This is a genomic window from Bordetella genomosp. 13 (genome assembly GCF_002119665.1).
GTDB lineage: Bacteria > Pseudomonadota > Gammaproteobacteria > Burkholderiales > Burkholderiaceae_B > Bordetella.
On record NZ_CP021111.1, the window covers coordinates 4,581,804 to 4,597,939 of the forward strand.

The 16,136-nt window shown below is 67.1% G+C and carries 13 protein-coding genes and 1 tRNA gene; 11 read left to right on the forward strand and 3 right to left on the reverse strand.

The window, feature by feature from the left end:
- Positions 1 to 7: 7 nt before the first annotated feature.
- The 6 genes from CAL15_RS20680 (at position 8) to gcvA (ending at position 7,532) form a co-directional block, all read left to right on the forward strand.
- Positions 8 to 883 carry an FAD binding domain-containing protein gene (locus CAL15_RS20680; protein ID WP_086080207.1) on the forward strand — a complete coding sequence of 292 codons (876 nt, stop codon included), beginning with the start codon at positions 8 to 10 and terminating at the stop codon, positions 881 to 883.
- The gene (locus CAL15_RS20685; RefSeq protein ID WP_232468047.1) at positions 880 to 3,192 is read left to right on the forward strand and encodes a xanthine dehydrogenase family protein molybdopterin-binding subunit; all 2,313 of its coding nucleotides are present in this window, start codon (positions 880 to 882) and stop codon (positions 3,190 to 3,192) included. Before CAL15_RS20680 ends, CAL15_RS20685 begins: the two co-directional genes overlap by 4 nt.
- A 16-nt stretch (positions 3,193 to 3,208) precedes the next feature.
- The gene (locus CAL15_RS20690) at positions 3,209 to 3,694 is read left to right on the forward strand and encodes a (2Fe-2S)-binding protein (RefSeq protein ID WP_086080209.1); all 486 of its coding nucleotides are present in this window, start codon (positions 3,209 to 3,211) and stop codon (positions 3,692 to 3,694) included.
- Between the two features lie 48 nt (positions 3,695 to 3,742).
- Complete coding sequence (locus tag CAL15_RS20695) at positions 3,743 to 4,468, forward strand: CoxG family protein (protein WP_086080210.1); 726 nt, start codon at positions 3,743 to 3,745, stop codon at positions 4,466 to 4,468.
- Between the two features lie 10 nt (positions 4,469 to 4,478).
- On the forward strand, positions 4,479 to 4,850 hold the full coding sequence (locus tag CAL15_RS20700; RefSeq protein ID WP_086080211.1) for a RidA family protein: 372 nt from the start codon (positions 4,479 to 4,481) through the stop codon (positions 4,848 to 4,850).
- Between the two features lie 159 nt (positions 4,851 to 5,009).
- A complete protein-coding gene (gcvA, locus tag CAL15_RS20705; RefSeq protein WP_086080212.1) occupies positions 5,010 to 7,532 on the forward strand; it encodes a transcriptional regulator GcvA in 2,523 nt (840 codons plus the stop codon).
- Positions 7,533 to 7,624: 92 nt separating this feature from the next.
- Here gcvA and CAL15_RS20710 read toward each other — a convergent pair.
- A tRNA-Ser gene (locus tag CAL15_RS20710) sits at positions 7,625 to 7,715 on the reverse strand.
- 512 nt (positions 7,716 to 8,227) lie between these two features.
- On the opposite strand from CAL15_RS20710, the gene CAL15_RS20715 reads away from it, so the two are divergent.
- The gene (locus CAL15_RS20715; protein WP_086080213.1) at positions 8,228 to 9,865 is read left to right on the forward strand and encodes a methyl-accepting chemotaxis protein; all 1,638 of its coding nucleotides are present in this window, start codon (positions 8,228 to 8,230) and stop codon (positions 9,863 to 9,865) included.
- Positions 9,866 to 9,880: 15 nt separating this feature from the next.
- Here CAL15_RS20715 and CAL15_RS20720 read toward each other — a convergent pair whose 3' ends face one another.
- Entirely contained in the window at positions 9,881 to 10,681 is an 801-nt protein-coding gene (locus CAL15_RS20720; RefSeq protein ID WP_086080214.1) for a GntR family transcriptional regulator, read from the reverse strand.
- Positions 10,682 to 10,787: 106 nt separating this feature from the next.
- Here CAL15_RS20720 and CAL15_RS20725 point away from each other — a divergent pair, with 106 nt between their 5' ends.
- From CAL15_RS20725 to CAL15_RS20740, 4 genes are all read left to right on the forward strand, one after another.
- The gene (locus tag CAL15_RS20725) at positions 10,788 to 12,023 is read left to right on the forward strand and encodes a methylaspartate ammonia-lyase (protein ID WP_086081219.1); all 1,236 of its coding nucleotides are present in this window, start codon (positions 10,788 to 10,790) and stop codon (positions 12,021 to 12,023) included.
- 76 nt (positions 12,024 to 12,099) lie between these two features.
- Positions 12,100 to 13,122 carry a Bug family tripartite tricarboxylate transporter substrate binding protein gene (locus CAL15_RS20730; RefSeq protein ID WP_086080215.1) on the forward strand — a complete coding sequence of 341 codons (1,023 nt, stop codon included), beginning with the start codon at positions 12,100 to 12,102 and terminating at the stop codon, positions 13,120 to 13,122.
- 11 nt (positions 13,123 to 13,133) lie between these two features.
- A complete protein-coding gene (locus tag CAL15_RS20735) occupies positions 13,134 to 14,510 on the forward strand; it encodes an MmgE/PrpD family protein (protein WP_086080216.1) in 1,377 nt (458 codons plus the stop codon).
- A 2-nt stretch (positions 14,511 to 14,512) separates the two neighbouring features.
- Entirely contained in the window at positions 14,513 to 15,709 is a 1,197-nt protein-coding gene (locus tag CAL15_RS20740) for an MFS transporter (protein WP_086081220.1), read from the forward strand.
- Positions 15,710 to 15,757: 48 nt separating this feature from the next.
- On the opposite strand, the gene CAL15_RS20745 is transcribed toward CAL15_RS20740, so the two are convergent.
- Positions 15,758 to 16,057, reverse strand: a complete 300-nt coding sequence (locus tag CAL15_RS20745; RefSeq protein WP_086080217.1) for a 4a-hydroxytetrahydrobiopterin dehydratase — start codon at positions 16,055 to 16,057, stop codon at positions 15,758 to 15,760.
- Positions 16,058 to 16,136: the final 79 nt, after the last annotated feature.

Below are 16,136 nucleotides of genomic sequence, written 5' to 3' on the forward strand. Positions count from 1 at the left end.
CTCCGACATGCTGCCCTTCGAATTCGTGGTGCCCTACTCCCTTGAAGAAGCCCTGAGCCTGCTGTCCCCCGACGACCCGGAAGTCCGGCCCGTCGGCGGTGCGACGGCCATCATGCTGATGATGAAGGCCGGGGTGCTGTCTCCCTCGCGGCTGGTCAGCCTGCGCAACATAGAAGCCCGCTACTCCAGCACGCGGATCAACGAAAAGGGTGAACTGGTTATCGGCGGCCTTGCGCGGCTGAAGGATCTCGAGCACAACTCGGACGTGCGCCGCGGCTGGCCGATGCTGACCCGCGCCCTGCGCACGCATTCCAACGTGCGGGTGCGTGCCGTGGCGACGGTGGGCGGCAACCTCGCGCACGCCGACCCCCACATGGACCTGCCGCCGGTAATGGCCGCGCTGGGCGCACGCATCACCATCGCCGGCGCCCGTAGCGGCCTGCGTACAGTACCCGCCGACAGCTTCTGCACGGGGTATTACGAGACCGTCCTGGCCCGCGATGAACTTATCGTCGGAGTCACCGTGCCGCCGCAGCCCTCGGCCGGCACGTACATGAAGATCACCACGCGGGCCGCGCACGACTGGCCCGCGCTCGGCCTGGCGCTGGTCTTCGACAACGAAGGCGGACATGTGCGCCGGCCCAGCATCATGGCCGGCGCAGCCACCGACCGCCCTACCCGTCTGGCGGCCGCGCAGCGGGTCCTGGAAGGCGTATCGGTCGACGACGACGAAGCGCTCGAACGCGCCGGCGACGCCGCCGCGCAAGAGATCGACATCGTCGGCGATACCCACGGATCCGCCGCGTACAAACGCCACCTGCTGAAAGTGACCCTGACCCGGGCAGTGCGCCTGGCTGCCAACACCGCCAGGACTGCGCAATGAAAGAGCGTCCCCTTCCCATGCAAGACCACACATCCCGCCAGCAGGTAGGCCGGCGGCTGAACCGCCTGGAATCGCGCAGCAAAGTCACCGGGCGGGCGGAATACACGCACAACATCGTGCTCCCCCGGATGCTGCACGCGAAAATCGTTCGCAGCTCCATTGCGCACGGCAAGCTCGTTTCCATAGACACGAGCCAGGCGCGCGCAATGAAGGGCGTCCATGCGGTTTACACGGGCGCCGACATCCTGGCTGTCATACCGAAGCCCTACTTCGGCCCGGCGTTTCACGACCAGCCGATCCTGGCCCTGGAAAAGGTGATCTACGCAGGCGAGCCCGTCGCCGTTGTCCTTGCGTCCGACCCCCATGTCGCAGAGGCCGCCACCCACCTGGTGCATATCGAGTACGAGCCGCTTCCCGCCGTTTTCGACGAAGTCGAGGCCGCGACCTCTTCCACGTTCGTGCATGACGTCCTCAAGCCTGCCGGCACCTTCCCCGACCTCAAGCACCTGGCCGGGCGGAAAGAGACCAATATCGCCCTGGATTTCCGCGTGCGCCGCGGCGACGTCGAAGCCGAATTCGCTCGCGCCGCGCACGTCTTCGAGCATACGTTCAAGACGCAACAGATCATGCACGTGCCGCTGGAGCCCATGGTCAGCATCGCGGAGCCTGGCGACAACCGGCTCACGCTTTACACCGCATCGCAAAGCCCGTCGTTCGTGCGGATAGAAATCGCCCGACTGCTGGGCTGGCGAGAAAACCAGGTCAAGGTGCAGACGGGAGTACTCGGCGGCGGGTTCGGCGCCAAACTCTATGTCAAGCTCGAGGCGCTTGCCACGGCGTGTGCGCTGCTGGCCAGGCGTCCGGTACGTGTGGCGCTGACGATGGAGGAACAGTTCTTCACGATCACGAAGCACGCCAACACCTTCCGCATCAAGACCGCCGTGGACACCGAGGGCGCCATCACCGCCCGTCAGTGCGAAGTGTTCTGGAACGGCGGCGCCTACGCCGACATAGGGCCGCGTGTCACGCAGAAGTCGGGCTTCACCGCCTCGGGCCCCTATGACATTGCCAACGTCCACATCGACTCCTACCAGATCTATACGAACCTGCCTCCGGCGGGCGCGTTCCGGGGATTCGGCATCACGCAGGTGGTGTGGGGCTACGAATGCCAGGCCGACATCATCGCCCGAGCCCTCAAGATGGACCCCATAGAGTTCCGCCGCAAGAACCTGCTTCGGGACGGCCAGCCGCATGCGACGGGCACCATCATGCGCGATGCGGCACTCGTGCAGGTACTCGACCGCGTGGCGGATCGCATGCGCTGGAACGAGCCGTTCGATCGCGGCAACGGCCACCTGCGCCGCGGCCGCGGCGTGGGCATCGGCTTCAAGGCGGTGGTCGCGCCGACCACATCCGTCGCCAAGCTGAGCCTGCAAGGCGACGGCAGCTGCCTGCTGTACGTCAGCACGGTGGACATGGGTCAGGGCTCGGACACCGCAATGGCCATGATCGCCGCGGAAGTGCTGGGCATCGACGCCGAATCGATCCGCGTCGTCCGTCCCGACACCGATTCCACGCCCTACGACATGGCCACCCTTGGCTCGCGGTCGACGTTCCACATGGGCCACGCCGTGCGCCTGGCCGCCGAAGACGCGGTGGAAAAGGTTCGCGCGTTGGCGGAGGAGCTGGGCGTGCAGGACGCGACGCCGGCTGCGGCCGGCAGTCTGTTGCGTCGGAAGTACGGCATGCCGGCGGGCAACATCATCGGCACGGGTTCATTCATTCCCCCCTACCAGTCGCCCGATCACGACCAAGGGCAGTCTCCCGACATCACGCCGAACTGGATGGTGGGCGGCTCGGGCGTCGAAGTCGAGGTCGATACCGAGACCGGGCACTTTCGGATACTGCGTTTCGAGAACGTCGTCGATTGCGGCACACCGATCAACCCCAAGGTTGTCGAGACGCAGATCTCGGGCGCCGCCATCATGCAGCTGGGCATGGCGCAGTTGGAGCGAATGGAGTTCGATGAGGTCGGACAGCTGCGCAACGCATCGTTTTCCGACTACAAGATCCCGGGCATCCACGATCTTCCGCCGACCATCGGCGTGGACATCGTGCCCGCCTTCCAGAGCAACGGGCCTTTCGGGGCCAAGGGCGTGGGCGAAAGCGCCACGTTCGGCGTGGCCTCGGCCCTGGCCGAAGCCATCGAGGACGCCGTCGGCGTACGCCTGACGTCCCTGCCGATCACGCCCGAGGCCGTGTACCGCGCCATCGCCGCCGCTCGCCATTCGCCGCTTGCCGACGAATAAGTCCAAGGTATATCCCATGAGCCAGACCTCCAATCTGATCCAGTTCGTCCTGAACGGCGAGCCCGTTTCCGCCCACGTGGAAAGCTATGAAACGCTGCTTGAAGTCCTGCGCAGCCGCTTTGGCCTCTATGGCGCGCGCGAAAGCTGCGGCCAGGGCCTTTGCGGTTGCTGCACCGTCCGCGTCGACGGCGACGCGGTCACCGGCTGCATCTATCCCGCCATGCACGCGGACGGGACGGAAGTGCACACCATCGAGAGCCTCGAGCAGCAGGGCGAGCTCGATCCCGTTCAGCAAGCCTTCATCGAATGCGGCGCATTCCAGTGCGGGTTCTGCACGTCGGGTTTCGTGATGATGAGCCGCCAACTGCTGGACAGGAATCCCGATCCCAGCGAAGCGGAGATCCGCCACTACCTGGCTGGAAACCTGTGCCGCTGCGGCGCGTATCCCGAGATCATCCAGGCCGTCCAACTGGCCGCCCGGCGCATCCGTGGTGCGGCCTGAAACGCGAGGCGCTGCCGGCCGCACCCCGACCAACTTCGGAACTCACTCATGATACTGACTGGTGAAAAAAACCTGACCCTGCCGCGCCAACGCGTCTGGGAGGGCCTGAACGACCCGGACATCCTGCGGCAGTGCATTCCGGGATGCGACGTCTTTGAACGCGAATCCGAGCATACGTTCAAGGTGGGCATGGTCCTGGCCATCGGGCCGGTCAAAGCCCGCTTCACGGGCAAGCTGACGCTGTCCGACATCGTACCGCCCGCCTCGTACGCGCTGACCTTCGAAGGTTCGGGCGGCGCGGCTGGCTTTGGCAAAGGCGAGGCTCAGGTCCGGCTGGCCGACGCCGATGCAGGCACCTCGCTGAGCTATTCTATGAAGGCCCAAGTCGGAGGCAAGCTGGCACAGGTAGGCTCGAGGCTCATCGACGGCGTGGCACGCCGTGTCGCGGATGACTTCTTCTCTCGCTTCGCACGGGTGCTGCAGCAGGAGCCCGCCGGCGCGGATCCGACGTCCGTGCCGCCATCAGCCGGCGCCGTAACGTCCGACAGTCCGGCCGCGGACTCTCGCCGCGCGCAGGCGCCTGCCGAAGCCGTACCCGCCGCAGCCCGCATCGCGCCCGCCTCCCTGCCGGGCAGCCTCTTGCCCGCCGCGGCGCCCGTTCGCGAGGATCGCTCTCTGGCCGCATCGATAGCCGTGCTCGGCGCCGCCGTATCGTCCGTCGCCGCCGCAGTGGCCGTGCTTGCCGCAACGATCATGATCCTGAACTCGAACTGAGGAAACACTGATGCAACCCATACTGACCCCTCAAGCCCCCGCGCCGGCCGGCCATTATTCGCAGGCGATGTGCGTGGACAATCTGGTATTCGTATCGGGGATGCTGCCCGGACCGGCCGCTCCCGGCGAGACGGACGACTTCGAACGCCAGGCCCGCGCGTCCCTGACGCATTGCCAACGAGTGCTCGAGGCGGCCGGATGCCAGCTGACCGACGTGGCACAATGCACGGTCTATATCGTCGGCGTCGAGAACTGGCCGCGGTTCAATGCAGTCTACGCCAGCCATTTCGGCGAACACCGGCCGGCCCGCGCGATCGTGCCGGTACCCGAGCTGCATTATGGCTATCTCGTCGAAATTCAGATGGTCGCGCGACGTCCCTGAACCGTCGGCCTGTCCTGAAACCCCGTGCGCGCACTCCGTGCACGGCCGTACTGTTCCATGACGTCGCCGGCCGTCCGGCGTGTGCGGCTGGACCGCGTCTTCACCTGCTTCACTCGTCGCAGCACGGCCTGACACACGCAGCACTTCGCGTGGAGCGTCATGAAACCATATTTGCCTTCGCTGCAGACCCTGCTGGCTTTCGAAGCGGCCGCTCGTCATCTCAGTTTCACCAAGGCCGCTCAAGAGCTCCAGCTGACCCAGACCGCGATCAGCCATCAGATCAGGAACCTGGAAGATCAACTGGGCATCAAGCTGTTCGTGCGCCAGCGCAACACGCTCATCCTTACCACCGTGGCAAGCGAGTATCTGCAGTCCATCAGCGAAGCCATCAGCCTGCTGACGCGGTCCACGGAGCAGACGCAGCGCAACAAGAACAGCGTCGTCCTGAGCGTCTTCTGCCTTCCCACCTATGCGATGCAATGCCTGGTGCCAGCGCTTGCCGACTTTCAGGATCGTCATCCTGAAATAAGCGTCCACCTCACGACAAGCAGCGTATTTTCGGAATTCAACCGTGCGGACTACGACATTGCGATCCGATACGGATCGGGCAACTGGCCGGCCGTACGCGCCGACCTGCTGGCGCGCGAGTCATTTTTCCCCGTCTGCGCCCCCAGGCTGCTCGAGCAGCTGGACCCGGCCCTGACGGAAGAACAGCAACTGAGCGCATTGCGGCGGATCCGTACGTTCTACCACGCCATGCATCAGGACGACTGGCCCGCATGGCTCGATGCGGCCGGACACAGCAACGTGCGCTTCGCGGGAGAGTCCGCCTATCACCTGCAGATGACCACCCTGGAGGCCGCGGTTGCGGGCGCCGGCATCGCGATCGGGCGCACGCCGCTGGTCGACCGCTACCTGCGCACGGGCCAGCTGGTTGCGCCTTTCGGCACCAGGCTGACGTCCCGGTCCGGCTACTACCTCGTGTCTCCTGCAAGCAAGGCCCAGCTGCGCAAGGTCGAATTGTTCAGGCGATGGGCGTTGACTGCCCTGGGCGAGGACAGCGCACCCGCGCACACGGACGACGCGCGAGCGGATCAGCCGCCCCTGGCCGTCGCCGAGGATCCCGACTACCACTACCAGCCCTTGGCCGAGATCCTCGCCCGATGGAAAGCCCAGACGCCGGACAAGCTGGCGCTGGTCGACGTGCAGCAGGGACGGCGCATCACGTTCTCGGAACTGGCGAACCTGGTGGACAACGTCGCCCTGCAATTGCGCGAGCGAGGCGTGACGGCGGGGGAGCGCGTCCTGCTCCACGCGGAGGAAGGCCTGGAGAAGGTGCTGCTCTGGCTGGCACTGTGGCGGCTGGCGGCGGTAGTCTGTCCCATCGAACTGTCGCGCCTGCGGTCGGGCGCCTGCACACAGGTGCTGGAGAGACTGCAGCCGGCGCTCATCCTCTGCACGTCAGGGGCGGACGTCGAACGGATACCCGACGCGTGGAAGGGCCGCCTGCTGGCCTGCGGCGTCTGGGAAGAAGCCGACCCGCAAAGCGAAGATTCCGTCATCTCTTTCACGCGCGCGGCCGGCGATGCGTCACAACTTCCGCGAGGCGCCCGCCTGCACGACATGGCCAGCATCTGCACCACGTCCGGCACTACCGGCGACCCCAAGTTCATCGTGTACGACCACAAGGCCTATTGGCTCAACGGCCAGGCCATGGTGGATTCACTGGGGCTGACCGCACGCGACCGGACGCTGGAGTATCGCTCCTTCGACTGGTACTCCACGCAGATCCTGAGCCTCATGCCGTTCCTGCAGACCGGCCTGACACTGCATATGGCGGCACGATTCTCGCTGACCGCGATACCGCGGTGGATAGCGCAACACCAGATTTCGATCAGCGTGGGCGTGCCCGCGGTGATCAACCTGCTGTTGCAGCAGTCCGAAGATACCGCGCCCGGCGCATTCGGCTCGCTCCGGCTGATGACCTGCAGCACGGCCAACCTGGCCACGGCGCAGTGGCTGCGCTTCGAGCAGGTATTCCGGGTGCGTCTGCTGAGCATCTATGGATCCTCGGAAGCCGGGTGGATATGCAGCAATCGGCACAACGACATCACGATAGGCACGGTGGGATATCCGGTCACTCACACCGAGGTGGCAATCGTCGATGAAAAAGGCAATAGCGGCCCGGACGTCGTCGGCCATATCAGCGTGTCGGGACCGCAGCTCGCGGTAGGCATACTCGAAGCCGACGGACACATCACGCCGATACGCGGCCGGCGTCTGGCCACGAACGACCTGGGAGTCATGGACGCATCGGGGCGCATCCGGGTACTCGGCAGGACCGACGATCTGATCAGCCGCGGCGGCATCAAGATTCCGCCCCGCGAGATCGAGGACATCGTCCTGACCCATCCCGACGTGATCGACGCGGTGGTGATCGGCGTGCCCGACGACATATTCGGGCAAGTGCCGGTGTGTTTCTACATCCCGCGCTCGGAATTTCCGGTAGACGAGCTGTTGTCCTATTGCCGGCGCAACCTGCCCAGGGACAGAGTGCCGGCAAACGCGTATCAGCTCGACTCGCTACCCCGTAATCGCCGCGGCAAGCTGCTGCGTCGTGAACTGCTGGAGCTCTGGACCGATATGCCGAAGAAGGACGCACAGCCGCACTCCGCACCTTGAATGTGGGTAAATCGAAGCAGCCCGCCCGCGGAATAGAAAAAGCCCGTAGGCAGCGGCTCTACGGGCTCTCGAACTTGCTAGGGAAGAATTCTTGGCGGACAGAGGGGGATTCGAACCCCCGATACGCTTTTGACGTATACACGCTTTCCAGGCGTGCGCCTTCAACCACTCGGCCACCTGTCCTGATCTGGTTGCCTTTTCGCTACCCGGCTCAGACTGGAAAGCCTCAGACTCAAAAGCCCCAGACTTAAAAGCCCCAGACTCAACAGCCCCAGACTCAACAGCCCCAGACTCAACAGCCCCAGACTTCAAAAGCCTCGGCCTTACAAGCCCGAACCTTACAAGCCAAGGCGCACAAGCGCGCGCCATGCAGCAGAAAACGGCAATCCGCGATTCTAGCAGGATTTCACGAAACTTTCGCACGCTCCTTTCCCCGGCCCGTCGCGCCGCTGCACAATCTGACCTCTTCCCGCCCGGACGCCCACACACGCCCACCCAATCGCCCAAAGACAGGCCCGGAATACGCGGTACTCCGCCCGTCCCCATGACACAAAAAAGATGAATATCGGGCATTGCGATCGCGCCAGCCTGGATCCTTCGCAACCCAGAACTAGACCTCGCGGCCCGCATGCAGGCAAGTGGCTGCTGCCTTGCGGAAAGGCGCATCGCGATCAACATAAGGTCAACGGAAGACAATGCGCAAGAATCTGCCCGTCACCGGGCGGGAATACCCATTTCCCAAAGGCCGCACCTTGGTCTCGACCACCGACACCAAGGGCCGCATCCTGTACTGCAATCCCGCGTTCGTGGAAGTCAGCGGGTTCTCGAAAGAAGAGCTGCTGGGCCAGCCGCACAACGTGATCCGCCATCCGGACATGCCGGAAGAGGCGTTTCGCGACATGTGGGCCACCATCTCGTCGGGACGGCCCTGGTCTGCGGCGGTGAAGAACCGCCGAAAGAATGGCGACTTCTATTGGGTGATGGCCAACGCCGCGCCGCTGCTGGAAGACGGCGAGACCGTCGGCTACATGTCGGTGCGCACCGAGCCCACGCGCGAAGAGATCGAAGAGGCCGAGGCCCTGTACGCCACGATGCGCGAGGAACATGCCTCCGGACGCCTGCGCCATGCGTTGTCCGGAGGCCAGGTGGTCAAGCGCACGCTGGCCGGCCGCCTGGCGCGGATCACGCGCATGGGAGTCGCGGGCAGGTGGATGGCCCTGCTGGTGCTGTTGTTGCTGGCCTTTGCGGCGATCGACCACTACATGCCCACTGAGACCGTGGCCACCGCCAGCGCCGCATGGGCCATGCGGCTGGCCCTGCTCGCCGTGGCCTGGCGCATGCTGGACAGCGGATTGAAGCAGCCGCTGCAGGAACTGGTGCACACGGCGAACCGCCTGGCGGCCGCCGACCTGACCCAGTCCCTGGAAAGAACACGCAGCGACGAACTGGGCGATCTGCAGACGGCGCTGGCGCAGCTCAGCGTCAACGTCCGTTCCATCGTGCGCGACGCGCGCGACCACAGCCAGGACATCGCGGCCGGCACCGCCGAGATCGCGCGCGGCAATCTGGACCTGTCCGGGCGTACCGAAGCGCAGGCGAGCAACGTGCAGCAGACGGCCGCGTCGATGGAGCAGATCACGGGCACGGTGGGCCTGGCCGCGGAATCGGCGCAGAAGGCCGGGGCGCTGTCGACGCAGACCAGCCAAGTGGCGCAGCGCGGGGCCGAGGCGGTCGAGCAGGTCAGCCTGACGATGCAGGACATCCTGAAGTCCTCGCGCAGCATCAGCGAGATCACCCAGCTGATCGACAGCATCGCGTTCCAGACCAACATCCTGGCGCTGAATGCCGCGGTCGAGGCGGCGCGCGCGGGCGAGCAGGGCCGCGGGTTCGCGGTGGTGGCCGCCGAGGTGCGCGCGCTGGCGCAGCGCAGCGCGCACGCCGCCAAAGAGATCCGCCAGCTCATCGACGACTCCGCCATCCAGGTCGCGCAGGGCAGCGAGCGCACCGAACTGGCGCGCAAGACGATGGGGGAAGTGCTGGACAGCGTGCAGTCCGTGAACGACCTGGTCGCGGAAATCAGCAACGCCACGCGGGAACAGCTGGCGGGCATCTCGCAAGTGAACGCGGCGGTGGCGCAGCTGGACAGCATCACTCAGCAGAATGCCGCGCTCGTGGAGCAGGTGGCCTCGTCGGCGATGTCGCTGGAACGCCTGGCGCAGGACACCTCGCAGACCATGCAGGTGTTCCGCCTGGACGCCGCAGGCGCCGCGCGCGCCGATGCAGTCGCCTTGCGCGTAGCCCATGCTCCGCGCAAGGCATTACCGGCGGCCTGACCGCGCGCCTGCGCCCTACCAGGCCACGTCGGGCGCGCCACCGCTGCCGCGCGACGGCAGGTCGGCGTCCGGCGCGTCCATCGCCGTCAGCACATAGTTGATCTGGTATTCCTCTCGATACAGCGTCTCGCCCCACAGCAGCGGCGTGCCCACCGCATCCAGAAACGTGTGGGTGCGCACCATCACCGGCCGCCCCTTCTCGATCTGTAGTTGCTTGACCACCGCCGGCGGCGGCATCGCGACCCGCACGGTGTTGAGAAAACGCGTGATCGGCATGCCGAGCTCTTCATCCAGCAGCGCCTGCACCGAACGCCGGGACAACATCTCCACGGTGAGCCGGGCGCCGATCAGCCCCGGCAGATAGCGCATCTCCAACGCGATAGGCTTGCCCGACAGCAGCCGCAGGCGCTGCAGCCGGTAGACCGGCTCGGCGCGGCCCAGCCGCAGGGTGGCGCGCACGTGGTCCTCTACCGCCGCCTTGCCGTAGGTAAGCACCTCATAGCTCAGGTCGCGGGCGAAGGCATCCTGCTCGAAATAGGCGACCTGGTGCGTATCGACCGTGGACGACAACGTGGGCTGGGCGACGAAGCTGCCCACGCCGCGCTTGCGCTCGACCAGGCCCTCGAAGACCAGTTGCTGGATGGCATGCACGACCGTCGCGCGGGTCGTGGCGTAGCGCTTGGCGAGCTCGGTCTCTGAGGGCAGCAGGTCGCCTGGCGCATAGGCGCCATGGCTGATGGCATCGCGCAAGGCGTTGCGGATCTTGAGATAGACGGGCACGGCCTGATGGCGACCGGCGCTTGACGCAGGTTGCATAGTCAACTACTCTGAATTTACGAAACGACACATGAGCGTATCACCCGTCGGCGGCCAATTCGTGCTGGCGGGATCGTTCTCCGGACTTATTTTGACGCAGACCCCCATGACCAGCGCGCAGCAAGACCTTCGTCCCTTCCGCATCGAATCCGTGCGCGTGTTGCCGGGCATCGGCGGCCACTGGATCAACGACCAGATGGCAGTGCAGACTGGCGCCAGGGCCGACGGCTATTTCTTCGAAGGCCCCACCAGCTCGCCCGCCTTTCCCGCCGTGCGCTCGCCCAGCGTGGCCTACCTGATCTGCCTGGACCTGGAGGACGGCCAGACCGCCTACGGCGACTGCACCACCGTGGCCAACGCCGGCTGCGCCGGACGCCCCATGCCGCTGGCGGCAAACGGTATCGAGACGGTTCAGGCGGTACTGCGGCAGGGCCTGGCGGGCCGCACGTTCGAGGGGTTCCGCGCGGCGGCCGGCGCACTGCAAACCATGCCGCTGCCCGAGTCGATGCGGCTGCCGGTGGAGTATGGCGTCACGCAGGCGCTGCTGGCGGCGGCGGCCCTGGCCAACCGCTGCCAGATGGTGGACGTGCTGTGCCGCGAATACGGCCGTCCCCGCCCCACGCAAGGTCCCGGTTTCGCGGGTTCATGCGGCGGCTCATGGGAGTCCAACGTCGACAAGGCCATCGTGCGCGGGCTGGACATGTTCCCGCAGTCGGCCATCCAGAGCCGCGCCGAATGCGAGCGGCTGCCCGAATATGCGGCATGGATCGCCGGCCGCATCCGCAAGCTGGGCGCGCAGGGGTACCAGCCCGACCTGCACTTCGATTTCCACGCCTCGCTGGGCCGCATGCTTGGCAACGACGAAGACCGCATCCTGGATTACCTGGCCACGATCTGCGAACGGGCTGGCGGCCTGACCGTGTTTTTCGAAGACCCGATGCTGTCCGAAAGCCCCGAAGAAGCCCGCGAGCGCATGGGATCGCTGCGCGCCCGGCTGGACGCGCGCCTGCCCAACGCCCGCCTGATCGCAGACGAATGGGCCAACGGCCCGGGCAACGTGCGCGCCTTCGCCGCCTCGGGCGCGGCGCATGCCGTGCAGATCAAGATGCCCGACAACGGCTCGCTGCTGACGACCATCGACGCCATCGAGGGCTGCCAGGAGCACGGCACGCTGGCCTATCTGGGCGGCAGCTGCAACGAGACGGACATCTCGTCGCGAGCCTCCATCCACGTGGGCCTGGCATTCGGCGCATGGCGCATGTTGACCAAGCCCGGCCTGGGCTTTGACGAGGGCCTGATGATCATGACGAACGAGGTCAGCCGCACGCTGGGCAGGTACTGACGCCGCCGCCACGCCGGCGGCCGCCGCGTGCGAACAATTCCAACGCAGCAAGCACAACGCAGGAGGGAACACCATCATGACCAAGCATCAACCCACGCAACGCGCGGGCTTTGCAGCGCGCCTGGCGTTCGCAGCCCTGGTCGCGGCCGGCACCGCGGCCGTTCCGTTGGCGGCAGGCGCCGCCGACGCCGCCGCCACCTTCCCGCAGAAGCCGGTCACGATGGTCGTGCCCTTCCCGCCCGGCGCCGCCACCGACATCATCGCGCGCACGGTCGCGCAGAAGCTGGGCGAGAAGTGGGGGCAGTCCGTGGTGGTCGAAAACCGCGCCGGCGCCACCGGGGCCATCGGAAGCAACTACGTGGCACGCTCGGAACCCGATGGCCACACGCTGCTGGTCGCCACCACCAGCAGCCACACCATGGGGCCCAACCTGTCGACCAAGCTGCCCTGGGACCCGGTGAAGAGCTTCGCGCCCGTGACGCTGCTGGCGTGGGCGCCCAACGTGCTCGAAGTAAATCCCTCGGTACCCGCGACGTCCATGCAGGAACTCATCGCGCTCTTGAAGAAGAATCCGGGCAAGTACACCTTCGCCTCGTCGGGCACGGGCAGCTCCATCCACCTGGCGGGCGAGATGTTCAAGGTCCAGGCCGGTGTGGACATGGTGCACGTGCCGTACAAGGGCGCCGCGCCCGCCGTGGCGGACCTGCTGGGCGGGCAGGTCGACATCATGTTCGACACCGTGGCGCTGTCGCTGCCTCACCTGAAGGCGGGCAAGCTGCGTCCCCTGGCGGTGACCACCACGCGCCGCTCCTCGTCGCTGCCCGACGTGCCCACGATGCGCGAAGCGGGCCTGCCCGACTACGAGATGGCGGCCTGGATCGGCCTGCTGGCCCCCGCCGACACGCCACCGGCCGTGGTACAGAAAATCCAGGCGGACGTCGGCGCCGTCTTGCAGATGCCCGACGTGCAGGCGAAACTCCAGGGGCAGGGCACGGACATCTCCGGCATGTCCAGCGCTGAATTCGGCGCGCTCATCAAGGATGAGCTGGGCCGCTATGGCGCCATCATGAAGCAGGCGGGCATCCGGCCCGGCGACTGAAGGAGGCCCGCATGTCCGACCGACACGCCCCCGACCGTCCCGCCGCCACGCGCTGGCTGGCCGAGTACGCCCTGGCCTTCGAATACGACGCCTTGTCCGCCGATGCGCGGCGCATCGCCAGGCATTGCATCCTGGATTGGTATGCCGTCACCCTGGCGGCCTGCCGCGAGGACGGGATAACGGCGATGGTCCAGGACGAGCTGGACGCCGGCGCCGGCGGCGCCGTGCCGGTGATCGGGCATGCCGCCGCGGTATCGCAGTACGCGGCGGCCCTGATACACGGCGCCGCCGCGCATTGGCTCGACTATGACGACGTCAACCTGGCCATCACGGGCCATCCCACCGCCGTGGTGTATTCGGCGCTGCTGCCGCTGGCGCAGTCGCGCGGCAGCAGCGCGCGCGAGCTGACGGCCGCCTTCGTGGCCGGCTACGAAGTGGCTTGCCGCGTGGGGCGCTGGCTGGGCGACGCGCACTACCGCCACGGCTACCACGCCACCGCCACCGTGGGCGCCGTGGCGGCGGCCGCGGCCTGCGCGCGCCTGCTGCGGCTCGCGCCGGAGCAGGCCGCCACGGCGCTATGCCTGGCCGGCACGCAGGCCGGCGGGCTGAAGGCCATGTTCGGCACGATGGCCAAGCCGTTGCATGCCGGACTGGCGGCCCGCAACGGCCTGATGGCGGCCCGCCTGGCGGCGCGCGGCATCGAGGCGGGACAGGACGGGCTCGAGGCGCCGCAGGGCTACGCGGCCGTGCTCAGCCCCGCCCCAGACTGGAACGCCGCCATCGCCGCGCCGCCACGCGACCTGCACCTGATGGAACGGCTCTTCAAATATCACGCGTCCTGCTACGGCACCCATGCCGTCATCGAGTGCGGGCGCAAGCTGCGCGAACAGGGGCTGCGCCCCTGCGACATCGCCTCGATCACGCTGCATGCCAACCGCGGCAGCGAGACCATGTGCAACATCGCGGCGCCGCAGACCGCCAACGAGGCCCGCTTCAGCCTGCGCATGAACGCGGCATACGGCCTGCTGGGCCTGGACGCCAGCGCCATCGACGCCTATACCGCCACACGGCTGGCCGATCCCGCCATCATCGCGCTGCGCGAGTGCATGGACGTGCAGTGCCACGACGATATGGCCATGATGGCCTCGCGCATGGTGGTGCGGCGCCGCGACGGGTCCACGCTGGAAGCCGGCCACGACGCGGGCGTGCCCGCCGCCGACATCGACGAGGAAGCCGCGCGTTTGCAGGAGAAATTCCTGGCGCTCGCCGTGCCGGTGATCGGCGTGCACGCGGCCAGCGAGCTTTGCGAAGCCATCCTGGACATGGATGCCGCCGCGGACCTGCGCGCCCTGGCCGTCAACGTGCCCGCGCGCGCGCCGCGCATGTGACCGTGAACGACCAACGTCCCGGGCGCATCCTGCCCATCATCGTCCTGGCGCAGCTCGGCGGCACGTCGCTGTGGTTCGCCGGCAATGCGGCCAGCGCCGAACTGGGGATGGGCGACAGCGTGGCCTACGTGGCCAGCGCGGTGCAGCTGGGCTTCATCGTCGGCACGCTCTGCTCGGCCTGGCTGCGCATCGCCGACCGGCATGCCGCCTCGCGGCTGTTCTTCGCATCCTGCCTGCTGGGTGCGTTGTGCAACTATCCCCTGACCATGCTGGCGCTGGCCACGCTGCCGCGGCCCGACGCCGCGGTGCTGGCGCTGCGCTTCGCGGTGGGCGTGTCGCTGGCTGGCATCTATCCCATAGGCATACGCGCGGCAGCCAGCTGGTTCAAGTCGGGGTTGGGGCATGCCCTGGGATTTCTCACCGGCGCGCTGGTATTGGGCACGTCTTTCCCGCACCTGATGCGGGCGCTGGGCGCGCACGTGGACGGCGGCGTCGTGCTGGCCAGCGCCTCGGTCATCGCCGTGCTGGGCGGAGCGGCCATGCTGGCATGGGTGCCGGACGGGCCGTACGCGCGCCGTGCGCCGCCGGCCTCTCGCGCGGGCCTGGGCGAGGCCTGGGCGCGGCTGCCGGGCCTGCGCGCGGCGGCCGTCGGCTACTTCGGCCACATGTGGGAGCTGTACGCCTTCTGGACCTTCGTGCCGTTCTACGTGGCCGCGCACGGCGCCGCCGCGGGCGCCGTGCCGCCCTCTCCCACGGTATCGTTCTGGGCCTTCGCCGTCATCGGCCTGGGTGCGCTGGGATGCGTGGCCGGCGGATACGTGTCGCGCACAGTAGGCAGCCGGCCCGTGGCGGTGGCGCAGCTGTCGCTGTCGGGCCTGTGCTGCGTCGCCTCGCCGCTGTGCTTCGCGCTGCCCACGCCGGCCTTCCTGGCGTTCCTGCTGTTCTGGGGCGTGGTGGTGGTGGGAGACTCGCCGCAGTTCGCGGCGCTGGTGGCGCAGGAATCGCCTCCCACGCAAGTGGGCAGCATCGTGACGCTGGTCAACGCGATCGGATTCGCGATCACGGTGGTCAGCATCCAGCTGCTGGACCTGCTTTCCGACGCGGTATCGCCGCAGTACGTAATGACCGTGCTGGCCGTCGGTCCGCTGATCGGGGTGGCCTGGGCGGCCCGGATGCGCCGTCGGGTCGCCGCGCGATAGCCCGGCAATCGTGCATCGTTCCCGCGGCGTACGGCCATGGGGCGAGCGCTACTCCTGTCGCGCGGCGGCCTCGTCCATGAAGCGCGCCAACTCCACGTCGAGCTCGGTCACGCCATCCGCATCATGTGTGATCAAGGACACCTCGACGCGGTTGTACACATTGCACCACTCGGGATGATGATTCATCCGCTCGGCCTTCAATGCCACGCGCGACATGAACCCGAAGGCGGCGTTGAAGTCCTTGAACTTGTAGGTCTTGGTGATGGCGTCGCGGCCTTGCGCCGCCGGCATCCATCCCGACAGCCCCTGCGCGGCGCGCTCCGCGCCGATCTTTTCGAGCTTGCGCATGATTCGCTCTCCTGGCGTACGGTCCGCCAGCCGGTATGGGCGGCCGCGCGCCTACGATCGTCGCGCGCGCGGGCCCAAT

What these genes read in the sequence shown, in the direction of transcription:
- CAL15_RS20680 (WP_086080207.1), top strand. Translation starts at nt 8, where the DNA reads ATGCTGCCCTTCGAATTCGTGGTGCCCTACTCCCTTGAAGAAGCCCTG.
- CAL15_RS20715 (WP_086080213.1), top strand. Translation starts at nt 8,228, where the DNA reads ATGCGCAAGAATCTGCCCGTCACCGGGCGGGAATACCCATTTCCCAAA.
- CAL15_RS20720 (WP_086080214.1), bottom strand. Translation starts at nt 10,681, where the DNA reads ATGCAACCTGCGTCAAGCGCCGGTCGCCATCAGGCCGTGCCCGTCTAT.
- CAL15_RS20745 (WP_086080217.1), bottom strand. Translation starts at nt 16,057, where the DNA reads ATGCGCAAGCTCGAAAAGATCGGCGCGGAGCGCGCCGCGCAGGGGCTG.
- CAL15_RS20700 (WP_086080211.1), top strand. Translation starts at nt 4,479, where the DNA reads ATGCAACCCATACTGACCCCTCAAGCCCCCGCGCCGGCCGGCCATTAT.
- CAL15_RS20685 (WP_232468047.1), top strand. Translation starts at nt 880, where the DNA reads ATGAAAGAGCGTCCCCTTCCCATGCAAGACCACACATCCCGCCAGCAG.
- CAL15_RS20735 (WP_086080216.1), top strand. Translation starts at nt 13,134, where the DNA reads ATGTCCGACCGACACGCCCCCGACCGTCCCGCCGCCACGCGCTGGCTG.
- CAL15_RS20730 (WP_086080215.1), top strand. Translation starts at nt 12,100, where the DNA reads ATGACCAAGCATCAACCCACGCAACGCGCGGGCTTTGCAGCGCGCCTG.
- CAL15_RS20690 (WP_086080209.1), top strand. Translation starts at nt 3,209, where the DNA reads ATGAGCCAGACCTCCAATCTGATCCAGTTCGTCCTGAACGGCGAGCCC.
- CAL15_RS20695 (WP_086080210.1), top strand. Translation starts at nt 3,743, where the DNA reads ATGATACTGACTGGTGAAAAAAACCTGACCCTGCCGCGCCAACGCGTC.
- gcvA (WP_086080212.1), top strand. Translation starts at nt 5,010, where the DNA reads ATGAAACCATATTTGCCTTCGCTGCAGACCCTGCTGGCTTTCGAAGCG.
- CAL15_RS20725 (WP_086081219.1), top strand. Translation starts at nt 10,788, where the DNA reads ATGACCAGCGCGCAGCAAGACCTTCGTCCCTTCCGCATCGAATCCGTG.